This window comes from Fibrobacter sp., from assembly GCA_012523595.1.
Lineage (GTDB): Bacteria > Fibrobacterota > Chitinivibrionia > Chitinivibrionales > Chitinispirillaceae > JAAYIG01.
The window spans coordinates 38,612-51,798 of the sequence record JAAYIG010000106.1; the positions used below are offsets into that span (position 1 = coordinate 38,612).

The 13,187-nt window shown below is 45.7% G+C and carries 13 protein-coding genes; 7 read left to right on the top strand and 6 right to left on the bottom strand.

What is annotated here, in order from left to right; genetic code table 11:
- Positions 1-75: 75 nt before the first annotated feature.
- The 6 genes from GX089_07490 to GX089_07515 form a co-directional block, all read right to left on the bottom strand.
- Positions 76-1,170: a T9SS type A sorting domain-containing protein gene (locus GX089_07490; protein NLP02320.1), complete on the bottom strand. Its 1,095-nt coding sequence runs from the start codon at positions 1,168-1,170 to the stop codon at positions 76-78.
- 207 nt (positions 1,171-1,377) lie between these two features.
- Entirely contained in the window at positions 1,378-2,499 is a 1,122-nt protein-coding gene (asd, locus tag GX089_07495) for an aspartate-semialdehyde dehydrogenase (GenBank protein NLP02321.1), read from the bottom strand.
- A gap of 120 nt (positions 2,500-2,619) precedes the next feature.
- Complete coding sequence (locus GX089_07500; protein ID NLP02322.1) at positions 2,620-3,087, bottom strand: hypothetical protein; 468 nt, start codon at positions 3,085-3,087, stop codon at positions 2,620-2,622.
- 42 nt (positions 3,088-3,129) lie between these two features.
- Entirely contained in the window at positions 3,130-4,113 is a 984-nt protein-coding gene (floA, locus tag GX089_07505) for a flotillin-like protein FloA (GenBank protein NLP02323.1), read from the bottom strand.
- A gap of 79 nt (positions 4,114-4,192) precedes the next feature.
- Complete coding sequence (locus tag GX089_07510; GenBank protein NLP02324.1) at positions 4,193-4,702, bottom strand: serine protease; 510 nt, start codon at positions 4,700-4,702, stop codon at positions 4,193-4,195.
- The gene (locus tag GX089_07515; protein NLP02325.1) at positions 4,702-6,156 is read right to left on the bottom strand and encodes a nodulation protein NfeD; all 1,455 of its coding nucleotides are present in this window, start codon (positions 6,154-6,156) and stop codon (positions 4,702-4,704) included. The genes GX089_07510 and GX089_07515 overlap by 1 nt, the downstream gene beginning before the upstream one ends.
- Positions 6,157-6,326: 170 nt before the next feature.
- Between GX089_07515 and glgC the strand changes: the two genes are divergently transcribed.
- The 7 genes from glgC to hcp all read left to right on the top strand — a co-directional run.
- Positions 6,327-7,589, top strand: coding sequence for a glucose-1-phosphate adenylyltransferase (gene glgC / locus GX089_07520; protein ID NLP02326.1), 1,263 nt, complete (start codon positions 6,327-6,329; stop codon positions 7,587-7,589).
- A gap of 126 nt (positions 7,590-7,715) precedes the next feature.
- Complete coding sequence (locus GX089_07525) at positions 7,716-8,552, top strand: RNA polymerase sigma factor RpoD/SigA (protein ID NLP02327.1); 837 nt, start codon at positions 7,716-7,718, stop codon at positions 8,550-8,552.
- Positions 8,553-8,559: 7 nt separating this feature from the next.
- A complete protein-coding gene (locus GX089_07530) occupies positions 8,560-9,006 on the top strand; it encodes a hypothetical protein (GenBank protein NLP02328.1) in 447 nt (148 codons plus the stop codon).
- 171 nt (positions 9,007-9,177) lie between these two features.
- Positions 9,178-10,674: a type VI secretion system protein TssA gene (tssA, locus tag GX089_07535; GenBank protein ID NLP02329.1), complete on the top strand. Its 1,497-nt coding sequence runs from the start codon at positions 9,178-9,180 to the stop codon at positions 10,672-10,674.
- Positions 10,675-10,689: 15 nt separating this feature from the next.
- Entirely contained in the window at positions 10,690-11,196 is a 507-nt protein-coding gene (gene tssB, locus GX089_07540; GenBank protein NLP02330.1) for a type VI secretion system contractile sheath small subunit, read from the top strand.
- Positions 11,197-11,230: 34 nt separating this feature from the next.
- Positions 11,231-12,739 (top strand): type VI secretion system contractile sheath large subunit, encoded by a 1,509-nt coding sequence (gene tssC / locus GX089_07545; protein NLP02331.1) that lies wholly within the window; start codon positions 11,231-11,233, stop codon positions 12,737-12,739.
- An 82-nt stretch (positions 12,740-12,821) separates the two neighbouring features.
- Positions 12,822-13,187: type VI secretion system tube protein Hcp (gene hcp, locus GX089_07550; GenBank protein ID NLP02332.1), on the top strand; the 366-nt coding region annotated here is incomplete at its 3' end.

A 13,187-nucleotide genomic window follows, 5' to 3' on the forward strand; every position in this document is an offset into this window, starting at 1 on the left:
CATCAGGAATTCACCGATGGGCGCTTTTTTTTGGTGCTTTTTGTTCTGTTGTGAGCCGGTAGAATTCAGCTCCAATTATCTGATATAATCAACTTTTCGGCTGAATACGCTTTCTCCGTTGTTGACTCTTATCATATAGGAGCCTGGTGAGACGAACGCTCCGGACTGATCCCTTCCATCCCAGAAAAGATTTCTTGAATTACCGGGAATGATTTTTCTGACCTGGGTTCCATCGATTGAATAGATCTCGATCTGCAGTTTTTTATTGTCTGTGAATCCTGGAAGGATCTGAACTCTTTCCCTGAATGGATTAGGGTAAACTTGAATGGATTTTCCGCTTTTGTTTACAAGCGGATTTCTTGCAGAGGTTCCTGTAATGGTAATCCGTCCTGAAACCATATCACCACCATCATCAGTGAATCCTGTGCCAACTGATGCTTTGGGCATTTTGCCTGTCTTTCCATAGTAGTATAAAGTGTAATTTCCCTGATTTGGAGGTGTAATGATTTTGGCAAAAAGAAAAATGGGGATGACTTTTATGCCGATACTATCGACTTCGATTGGAAACAGATCCAGTTCTGCTTCGTCAATATCAAAACCCTCGTTTTCAGCAAGATCAAGAATGGAGTCAAAGCTAAATGCTGTATCCATTTTACTTCCTGCTTCAATTGAAATATTTATGTCTGAGCTGAACCCCTTCCAATGATCGATATCATCGGTATTGATGGTCGTTTCGGTTCTTTCCTGGTCATGAACAGTGACAGTGCGTCCGGAAAATGCAGCTTCAAGTCCTCCATCTTTAATCATCGGTTTTTTCTTCTCAGAGAAGACTTCGAGAGAATCCATTATCATCTGTTCCAGAACTTCCGGATCCTCGATCGATAATAATGTTTTGATGTTTAAATCCTTTGGGTCATAGTAATCTAATGAGAGGACCTCAAACTGATCAGAAAAGCCAATGAGCACATGCAGGCTGTCACGAACTACCGGGAGAATAGCAGTTGATGAATTAGTTACGTAGTTATAAGCTGTGCTGAATAAAACATCGATTGTATCGCCTTGTTTGGCCTGGGATGGATGCTCGATGATCTCCACTCTGTCGATGCTGCACCCAGTCAGGAGCGAAAGTGCCAAGGCGACAGAAGCGCTCAGCGCCAGAAACCTGTTCATAGGACCTCCTTTTTTTAATTTCTGCTCACAGGGATGTGTCGATTGCTCTCCGGCAAATCACTATTACCAAGGTTATAAGTGCATCAATATAATGATACACTAAAGAATAAATTTTTTCAGTGGGAAAGTAAAGCCAGGGTAAAAACAGGAGCAAAAAGAAAGCTGCGCCGTCTTATTTAAATCAACGGAGCAGCTTCAAATCCAGATTCAGCCAATATTAAGGTGCTCAAGAACAATTTTCAGTATTCTTCTGACAGGTTCTGCCGCACCCCAGAGAAGCTGATCACCTACAGTGAAAGCTGCGATGTATCCGGGGCCAAAATTCATTTTCCGGAGCCTCCCGACAGGCACAGAAAGAGTACCTGAAACCGCTGCCGGCGATAACTCCTTCAGAGTCGCCTCTTTGGTATTGGGAATGACTTTCACCCACTCATGATCAGAGGAGATCATGGCTGTGATCTCGTCCAGAGGAATGTCTTTGGTCAGTTTGATTGTCAATCCCTGGCTGTGACAGCGCATTGCGCCTACCCTGCAGCAGATACCATCAACAGGAATCGGAGTTTTACTGCCAAGAATCTTGTTTGTTTCCGAGCATCCCTTCCATTCCTCCCTTGTCTGGCCGTTTTCCATGGGTTTGTCAATCCACGGGATCAAACTTGCTGCCAGTGGAGCACCAAAATTCTGTACCGGTATCCTGCCGCTTCTCAGTTCAGCTGTTATAATTCTATCAAGCTCAAGAGCGGTCGTCCCGGGGTTGGACAGGCTGCTTTTCACTGCATCACTCAGATGAGACATCTGGGATAACAGTTCAATCATGTTTTTTGCGCCGGCCCCCGATGCTGCCTGATAGGTCATCGATGAGATCCATTCAATCAGATTGCGGCGGAAGAGTCCCGCGAGTCCCATCAGCATCAGACTCACAGTACAGTTCCCGCCGACAAAATCTTTTACTCCGGCTTTCAGCCCCTTTTGGATCAGATCGCCATTAACCGGATCAAGCACAATAATACTCGATTCCCGCATTCTCAAAGCTGATGCAGCATCGATCCAGTAGCCCTTGAAACCGGCTGATCTCAATTTATCGTAGATTTCATTGGTGTAATCTCCGCCCTGACAGGAGACAATTACATCCAGTTTCGAGAGTTCCTCTATGTTGTAGGCATCCTCGAGAGGTGGGATGTCAAAACCCAGCGAGGGTCCCTTGCCGCCAACCTGAGATGTGGAAAAGAAAACCGGATCGAATCCTTTGAAATCTCCCTCTGCCATCATCCTTTCCATCAGCACCGAACCCACCATGCCGCGCCAGCCTGCAAAACCTACCCTGATCATACTATTCCTCTCAGTTGAAATAAGATGTAAGTAAAAAAATAATTAAAGGGGATGAGGAAAACGGACTGTCTTTTTTGGAGGAGAGAGTACTCGAAGGAGATGAATAGCGCAACGCTGCGCTTATTCATCTCTCATGGAAACTGGTGCAGCAAGAATCTCAGACCAGATTATCGCGTTTCTGAGCTCATTGTAGGAGACTGCAGGACCGGTAACCGGTTCCTCTTCCATTTCAGGTGCCCTGGATGGTCTTTTTCTTTCGACCCTTTCCACTCTTTCCTGAACCTGTTTTTCCACCGGCTTTTCCGGTTTGGTCTTTTCTTCAACATGTTCAGGAGAGGGAATTTCCGGTGGAGGCAATACCCCCATCTCCTGAAAGATGGCCTCCAGAGTCTTTTTCAGCTGATCGGTTGCCCGGGGCTCGCTTTCAACCTGTTTTTCCGAAGAACTGGGTTTCTGGTAAGATGGGCTGGGGCCTGATTTTGCTGGCGGACGCTTCTTTTTTGTACTTGCTGCTATCGAAATGATAATCCAGATCACGAAGAATATGACTGGAAGAAGAGTCTCGAACAGATCAAATGGATTGCCCATAAACGTGGACCTTTCGGTTCAGATCATTCTGAATTTCAGTGATTAGATCTTATCCTTTTCTGCATTTTTAGGAGGCTGGCTTATGGATTCTCTCATCTGAGTATCAGCCATGACATTTTTCATGTGGTAATAATCCATGACTCCCAACTGGCCCTTTCTGAATGCCTCTGCCATAGCCAGGGGTATTTCCGCTTCAGCCTCGACTACTTTAGCTTTCATTTCCTGCACCATAGCCTTCATCTCCTGCTCGGCTGCGATAGCCATGGCGCGGCGCTCCTCTGCTTTAGCCTGCGCGATTTTCTTGTCTGCTTCAGCACGATCGGTTTCCAGTTCCGCTCCGATATTTTTTCCAACGTCAACATCGGCAATATCGATTGAGAGGATCTCAAAAGCTGTTCCCGCGTCAAGTCCCTTCTCAAGCACCCTCTTGGAGATGGAGTCGGGGTTTTCAAGTACCTGTTTGTGAGTGGCTGCTGATCCTATTGTGGTAACGATTCCCTCTCCGACCCTTGCCAGTACAGTTTCCTCACCCGCTCCTCCAACCAGCCTGTCGATATTTGCTCTTACAGTAACTCTTGTAAGAGCAGTGAGCTGGATTCCATCCTTGGCAACAGCCGCAACCCTTGGGGTCTCGATAACCTTGGGATTTACGCTCATCTGTACTGCTTCCAGCACATTTCTTCCAGCAAGATCTATTGCAGCAGCGCGTTTAAAAACCAGCGGGATATTGGCTTTGTCAGCAGCGATAAGTGCCTGAACAACACGGAGTACATTTCCACCGGCCAGGTAATGGGATTCCAGAGCATCAGTGGTGATCTCTATTCCTGCCTTCACGGCCATGATTTTTGATTCAACTATCAGTTTTGGGGGAACTTTCCTGAAACGCATAAAGACGATATTGAACAATCCGACTCTGGCCCCGGAGATAAGAGCCTGCATATAAAGGGAGATTGCGGAACCTACAAAGAAAAACAATACCAGACCAGCGACGATTAGTAGAATTAAGAGTATACCGTTGATTGACATACACGGTCCTTTCCTTGTGGTTATGTGTGACCTTGATTATCTGATTAAGAGATTTTCCTGGTTTAAGCCAGAGAAAAGATTATTGTTCAGTTGGTAATTGCGACTCTGGTACAACTTTCTTTCTAACTACTATTCTGTTTCCATCTACAAGGACTATTTCAAGAACAGTCCCTTTTTCTACATATTCCCCTTTACTTACAACATCGTATTTTTTCCCCTCTACAAGGGCGGTTCCTGCGGGGCGTAAATCGGTGATTGCAGTTCCCTCTTTTCCTTTCAGTCCAGCCCATTCCGGCGGCTGCGAAACCCCGCCGGTCTTACTGTCAATAGATTCTTTCAAGGCAACCGGTGATGCTGCCAGCATTTTGATACCGACTATTAAAAGTATCGGAAGAGTCAGTATGTCAATTACCACGAAGGCAATACCGGCTGAAACAGAGATCCCGGTAAAGACTATATACAAAGAATACCCAAAAAGGCCCAGAGCAGCTATACCGAGCAATCCTCCTGAAGGAAGGATGAATTCCAGTATTATTACCACGACACCAATCAGTTGAAGCACTATTGGCCAGAACAATCCACCACTCATTACTGCTCCTTTGAGACAACAGTCCGGCTGCCTCTAACCTCTACTACTGTTATTTTTTCACCTTTTTCCACGAATTCACCGTCCGTAATTACATCCCAGGTTTCTCCATTGATCAAGGCCTTTCCAGATGGGCGGAGGGCGGTTACCACTTCACCCCGGTCACCCGGAAGGAGAGTTGTTCCGGTATCCGGGTCACTTCTGGCATCGCCCAGGTCTGCCTTGAGATACGGCCCGTTTAAAACTGTGCCGAGGCGGGGAAATACATACCGGAAGAAAAGAAGGATCAGTACAATCGACCCCACAAAACTCAAAAGAACCATGGTCAGATTTCTGATCAATTGTTTGGCCTGCCAGGGAAATTCCGGTTTGGGAATAACAAAATCCTGGAATGAAAGGACGATCCCCAGTATCAAAAAGGCTATTCCTGCAAATCCTGCTATTCCGAAACCAGGCAATACAAAGATCTCTATTGCCAGAAGCACTACTCCAATAACCATGATCAATAGTTCTGTGTAATCCGCAAGCCCAACCATGTATTGACCGAAGAAGACCAGACCAAGACAGATTATTCCTATAATCCCCGGAGCACCAAAACCTGGTGTGCGCAGTTCAATGTAGAGGGCGGAGAAACCAATCATGATCAGAACAGGGGCTATTATACTGATGTACCTTACGAAGGATTCGGACCAGTTCTGAGATATTCTTACTACCTCCAGGTCACCATAACCCAGTTTCATGAGCATCTCCTGCAGATCTGAAACGCTCATCTCCGAAAAACCGAGTTTCACCGCCTCAACATCATCCATGGTTAGAAGTTCACCTTTATTTACAACAGTTTTTTTGGAGATGATCTGTTTTTTCAGTGCAGGATCAAGTTCGGAGAACCCTGTGGAGTCCAGGTACATGGTTGTATCTTTGAAACGAATCTCATACACTTCCATTTCCGCAGTAACCATCGATTCAGTCAGAGTTTCAGGGTACCCGTTTCTTTTTGCCAGGGTGCGGAATTTTGCCCTGATCGGCGATTGATACTTCTCTCCCAGCATCTTCGGCTCCCCGCTACCGGACATGGTCAAAGGAGCCACATCTCCTATGGTGGTGGCATTTTTCATCACCAGTCTGTTGCTCGCAAGCGCGATCAGTGCGCCCGCGGAGATTGCTTTGGTTTTCACATAGCAGATAGTGCTGTCTTTTACATTCATTATGGTATCGACTATCTGAAATGCAGCATCGACCTGCCCTCCAAAAGAATCCATCTCAAAAACGATGATTCTTTCAGGGTATTTCCTGCTGTCTCTGAGGGCTCTGGAGATAAATGCTGCCATTCCCGGATCAACTGTGCCTTCAACCGGGATTACTACCACAACAGGCTTTCCAGGGTTACCCTGAATGCTGTCTTCTCCGGCAACTGTGAAGCAGATCAGAAAAGCGAGCAGAAAAGGAAGAATAATCATCTGAGAACAGTCCTCTGCCATGGAGCGATCTATTAATGGTGATTAAAGTAATATTCATTACGCTGCAATCTCTTGTCAAAACTTACCTCTTTGACCATTGTTTGATAATAACTATTTTCAGAAAACAACAGAAACAGGATAAAAAAAATAGAAGAGGCAGGCGAGAGAAGATGCTGTACAGAAATTCTGTATCATATCCCAATGTTTTAGGGATGATAATGGCAGGAGGTGAGGGGTCGCGTCTGCACCCTTTGACTAAAGAACGGGCAAAACCAGCGGTTTATTTCGGTGGCAAGTACCGCATTATTGATTTTGTTCTGAACAATTTTATAAACTCCGGAATCTTCAAGATAAAAGTACTTACCCAGTTTAAATCCGATTCACTTATAAAGCATCTTACTACCGGGTGGAATCTTAACAGGATGCTGGGGCATTATATTGATCCTGTTCCTGCGCAGATGCGTACTGGGAAGAAATGGTACCAGGGGACGGCTGATGCGATTTTTCAGAATATCAATTTGATTGAAGATGAGAACCCAGATTATATAGCGATTTTCGGAGCAGATCATATCTATAAAATGGATCTCTCTCTGATGCTCGACTATCATCGTCAGATGGGAGCTGTTGCCACAATAGCCGCTATACCCAAACCTATCAGTGAGGCCTGTAATTTCGGGGTAATTGAGATTGATCCCAGCGGCAGGATGATAGGTTTTGATGAGAAACCCAAAAATCCCCGCTCGATTCCCGGTAATCCGGGGATGGCTCTGGTATCGATGGGCAACTATATATTCAATAAAAAATTCCTGGTAAGGGAGCTTTTTAATGATGCCTCAATTGCCGGATCTTCCCACGATTTTGGCAAAGATATTATTCCAAAGATCTTCCCGGATTATCCGATTTACATCTATAATTTCATCAATAACAGAATACCGGGCGAGACGCCGGAGCAGAATCTTTACTGGGAAGATGTGGGGACACTGGATTCATATTATCAGGCCAATATGACTCTCAGGGATGTGATGCCAGAGATAAATCTCTATAATGAGCATTGGCCAATCCGGACCGCACCCGCGCAATCTCCTCCTGCCAAGTTTGTCTTTTCAGGGCAAAACAATGAGAAAAGAAGGGGAGAGGCACTTGATTCGATAGTATCGGGAGGGTGTATTATAAGCGGGGGGCGTGTGATCAGTTCTGTGCTCTCCAGGGGAGCACGTGTGCACAGTCTGGCAACGGTAGAGGATTCGATCCTGTTTCCGGATGTGGTGATCAGTGAAAAAGCGTATGTGCGGAAAGCTATAATAGACCGGGGCGTACGTGTAGGACCTGGGGAGAAGATCGGTTTTGATCTGGAGCAGGACAAAAAACGCTACTTTGTGACTGAAAGCGGGATAGTAGTACTCGGGCAGGCATCGAGGAATCTCCAGGTGTAAAGTTGCCAGCCAACTGCATATGTGATATAATGAAAATATGTGGTTGATTTTATGCCGGCCAGGCCGCATATTTCTATATAGTTTGAGGCAGGTCGTGTATGCACTTTAGTAAAGCGGTTAAATAACATGTCTTACAGAACAGAGGCATTATATTTCCGGGATATAACCCGTTTCCAGATGCTCACAGATCAACAGGAACGGGAACTGGTACTGTCTGTCCAGAGGAAAGAACCGGGTGCAGTAAACAAGCTGATTACAGCCAATCTTAGATTTGTTGTAAGCGTAGCCAAGCGTTACCGGGGAAGAGGGCTTACCTATCTTGAACTGATCAATGAGGGCAATCTTGGACTTCTCAAGGCTGCCAGCAGATTTGATCTCAACATGAATGTGAAGTTTATCTCCTATGCTGTGTGGTGGATAAGGCAGTCGATCCAGAAAGCACTTTTTGAGCAGGCAGGGACTGTGCGTATCCCACCCAATAAAATTGCACTGATCCACAAATTCAAGCAGGCTCTGGACAGAAACTGCGGTGACTTCAACAAGACAATCAGCATGGAGGAATTCAGGGATCAGGAAGCCGAAATCGTTGATGTGATGGAGAAGCTCAGAGGAATATCACTGGATGCTCCTGTAAGCAGTGGAAAGCCGGATGAGGAACCCGGAAAAACACTTCAGGATGTACTTGGTGAGAACCCGGACCAGGATGGAGAGAGCGCAAGGAAAGAACTGGGTTCGGTTCTGGACAGTGTGCTGGCGAATATCTCAAGCAGGGAAGAGCGCATACTTCGGATGTACTACGGGCTGAATTTCTCACGTCAATTTACACTTGAGGAGATCGGAAAAGAGCTGAGCCTGACACGGGAGAGGGTCAGGCTGATAAGGGACCGCTCTTTAAGGAAGCTTTTTCAGAATCCTATGTCACGGGCCAAGCTGACACCTTTCTTTAACGATTCTTGTCAATAAAGAAATTATGGTCTTCCTGTGGCGTCATAAGTTTCTGAGCCTCACTGTTATTTCCCTTTTCTTTTACTGGTTTTACAATCCGGAAGGCAGTTTTGGAATTGCCCGCAAAGGCTTTGTGGTCTACAACAGAATCCCTGTCGCTTTTTTTGATCTCTATGTCAATTTCAGCGGAAAAATCGTAATCGAGGGTGATCTGAGGAAAAGCGAAAATGTCAAATACTGGTATGACAAACATTTGTCCGGTGAAAAGAATATATACAAAGGTGATCTGACTCTACTTGTGGGTACCGGGTTTGATTCGACCTCTTTTTTTAAACTTGAGCAGGAGATTTTCTCCAATCTCCGGGACAGAAGAATTTTTGTTAGTCAAATGTCTTCTCCCAGGGCAATTGAAAAATATAAAGAGATGAAGATGGAAGGAAGGACTGTGGCAGTGCTGCTTAAGGTGATGTAGCATTCCGAATCTGATACTTTTTTGGGGATGCCTGGCACTTATTTTTTTTGTTTTTACTTTTCCTCAGTTTTAATACTATATTAACAACATCTCACATTTTTTTCTGCTTTATCCATTTAGTTTTCACGGCTTTTTCTCAGAAGTAATCTCTCGTTTCCGGTTTTTTTACGTTTGGAAAAACTGTTTTCAAAGGAGAGTATTATTTCCGGATTGCTGTCTACAATCGTGGATCCGTTGAGTGAAGAAAATCCCAATGGATGCAGCATCAATTATGATTCACATTTTGAAGAGCTGAAAAATGAGATAAGCAGGCAGGGAAACATTGATTTCAGCCTGATTGAGCGTAATGCACTCAAACTTCTTAAGGAGAAGTCAAAGGATCTCAGAGTCATTTCATATCTCAGTCTTGTTTACCTGCACAACAGTGACTGGGAGAAGTTTGCTGATGTCTTTGAGGGACTGGCGGTACTTGCTCAAGGTGATTTCGATCAGCTCTACCCCGATCGTCAGAGAGCCAGACAGATGGCAATCGAGTGGATGTCGCAGGAGCGTTACAGCAGGTTCCTTATGGAAAGGAAGCCCGGCTCTGCTGATTATGATCAAATCAAACGGCTGATCAAATCGCTCGAAAAACTGAAACTGGAACTGGATAACAGGTTTACAGAGAATTCTCCCTTTCCGCTGAATCTTCTGAAATCCGCACAGGAATGGGAATCTCTCTGCAGGCCTGCCCCTCTTTCAAGTGCTCCGAATAAACAACCGGAAAAGCAGGAGGAAACTCCTAAACAGGTCCAAAGCAGAATAAAGGAAAGCGCGCAGTTACTGATTGAGAAGGAACCCGCGAAAGCATCAGGCTACAGGATCATGAGGTGCATCAGATGGGATCATCTGGAGAAGGCTCCTAAAGCTGAGAATGGTAGGACACTTTTGTCTTCTCCTGATGAGGGGCAGAGAAAACTCTTTGTAAATCTGCTTGAGAGAAAAGACTGGAAACAAATGCTTGAGAGGAGTGAAGCTGTTTTCAGTTCCGGAGCGGCTCATCTCTGGCTTGATCTTCAGTGTTATTCGTCCTGTGCCAGCAGGGCACTTGGGTATGATGAAGTTCATGAGGCTATAGTTTACGAAACAGAGCGGCTCCTCAACAGGATTCCGGGACTGTCCTCATTGTCTTTCTCTGATGGGTTTCCATTCTGTGATGAGATGACAAAAAGCTGGATAGAGACTGAGGTGAAAAGATTCAAAGGAAGAGAGGAAAGCAGTTGCAGAAAAACGGGGCAGGAAGAGGATGCTTTTGAGGAAGAGCGAACTGCGGCTGTGGGATTAGTTGCGGAGGGTAGATTTGAGGAGGCAATTGAAGCCGTTCAGAATGGAAAGCCGCCGGTTAATGCCCGTGAGGGTTTCCGCAGATCACTTCTTATTGCTGAGATTCTGCTGAAAGCCTCACAGGCTGATTCAGCTTCTGTTGTTCTGGAGTCTCTGGAAGAGAGGATCGAGAGGTTTAGAATAGACTTATGGGAGCCGGAACTTGCAGTTGACACATGGGCACTTCTGTGGAAAGCCTGCAGAGATGCAAAGATGACATCTGAGAGCAGGCATGAGAAGCAGAAGTTGATATTGAAGAAGGTAATGGAGATAGACCCTGGAAGAGGACTGCGAATCAACAAATAAAGAAAGGTGGGTAATATGTCGGGAAGTTTTCAGAATGAGATACCTGCAGCCCGGATAAACCTCAAGCTTGACGTAGGCAGAGGAGATGCCAGAAAGAAAATCGAACTGCCGCTTAAATTTCTCGTTATGGGAGATTTTACCGGGAAGAAAAAGGAGAAGCGTATTTCCGAGCGGGAGAGGATAAGTATCAACAAAGAGAATTTCGGGCAGGTGATGGAAAGTATGAATCTGAGTCTTGATTTTACTGTTGAAAACAAGCTTTCCGGACAGGGTGAACTCAGGATTGGTCTCGATATAGAGGATATGGATTCGTTCAAGCCGGAGAATGTCGCCAGGAATATTCCTGCCTTAAGCCGGCTCCTTGCAGCGCGCAACCTGCTTAAGGATCTCAAATCCAACCTTCTGGATAACCGGGAATTCAGAAAACGTCTTGAGGAAATCCTGAGGGCTCCGGCAAGTGCGCGTTTGCTTCAGGCTCAGCTTAAAAAGATCGTTCCTGAAGCACAGGAACAGCCGGCTTAGGAATCAGGGAAACCTTAACTGTCAGGAGAATTTTATGGAAACTCAACTGGAAAATGTTACCGATACCACACAGGGGCTTGGATATATCTATCAGACCATGAATCTTCCGGTCCCGGAAAATGCGGTCGATATCTCCGCTTTCAGGAGTGCTGAAGCGCTTGCGGAAAGCAAGGCAAATGAGAGGATCGGTGCTGCACTGGCGTTTTTTGTCGAGAGTATTCTCAATTCACCGGCAGCAGTGGAAAAAATAGACAAGGCAGTGCTTGACAATCAAATAGCTGAGATTGATAGGCGCATTTCTCTTCAGCTCGATGAGATCCTGCACACTCCTGAGTTTCAGAAAATGGAGTCAACCTGGAGGAGTCTGAAGTTTTTGGTTGACAGAACAGATTTCAGGAGAAATGTCAAAATTGACATCCTGGATCTCAGCAAGGAAGAACTGTCCGAGGACTTTGAAGACGCTCCGGAGACTATCCAGTCGGGGCTCTACAAGCATGTATACACAGATGAATATGACACACCGGGAGGAGAGCCTTTTGCTGCTATGGTCTCGAATCTGGAATTCGAATCAACTGCTCCTGACATTTACCTTCTTCAGGAGATCTCCAAAGTGGCCGCAAGCTGCCACTGTCCTTTCATAGGCTCTGTCACACCGTCGTTTTTCGGCAAGGAGAGTGTCGATGACCTGCCGAAAATCGAGGATCTTCACAACTACATGGAAAGAAGTGAGTTTCTGCGCTGGAATGCATTCAGGCAGTCCGATGATTCCAGGTATGTAGGCCTTACTCTTCCCAGGTTCATGTTGAGACTACCATACGGGCCGGAAACCCAGCCCATCAAGGAGTTCAACTATGTTGAAAATGTAAATGGCAGAGATCATCAGAAGTATCTCTGGGGAAATGGTTCCTTTGCGTTTGCTGCAAACATGGTCCGCTCCTTTATCAGCAACGGCTGGTGTGTGCAGATACGCGGTCCTGAAGCGGGGGGAAAGGTAGAAGATCTTCCGATCCACCTCTTCGATGTGGGTAAAGGTAAACAGATGAAGATCCCTACGGAAATACTTATTCCGGAAACACGGGAATTCGAATTTGCTCAGGAGGGTTTTATTCCCCTCTCATTTTATAAAAACCGTGATTATGCATGTTTCTTCTCTGCAAATTCAACTCAGAAACCAAGGGAGTACGATGATCCGGTGGTGACTGCAAATATGCGGATCAACTCGAGGCTGCCCTATATTTTCCTTGTATCCAGAATTGCTCATTATCTGAAGGTGATTCAGAGAGAAAACATAGGAACTACCAAAAGCAAAATGGTGCTTCAGGAAGAATTGAGTAAATGGGTAAAGGGGTTGGTTACCGAGATGAATGATCCCGGAGAAGAACTGATAGCCACGCATCCGCTGAAGGCTGCCGATGTAGTGGTCAGTGAGATCGAGGATAATCCGGGGTTTTTCTCTGTGAGTCTCTCAGTGATGCCGCATTTTCAGATTGAGGGAATCGATATAAGTTTATCTCTGGTTTCACAAATGCCAAAAGGAAAGTAATACTTAACCAGGTTTCCGCAGTGTCTCATCGATAACCTGCGGAATTCAGAATAAACGCCAATATGGATGAAAGGAGTACTTTATGCCCATTCCAGCTTATATGTGGTTCAAAGATGATGCGGGCAATGCGGTAGAGGGTTCTGTTGACGTAGCCGGAAGAGAGAAGAGTGTAGAGGTACTGGCATTTGATCATGAGGTCAGGATTCCTACTGACCCGGATTCCGGAAAATTGACAGGAACAAGAAAGCATGAGGCCATAAAGATTGTCAAATCCTTTGACGCATCGTCACCTTACCTTTATAAGGCGGTTTGTGAGGGACAGACCTTTTCTGAGGTGGAGATCAAATGGTACCGTATCGATGATACCGGGACAGAGACGGAGTACTTCAATCACAGGCTTCAGGGAGTGAAGATCTGCTCTGTCAAGCCAGTGATGCACAATGTCAAA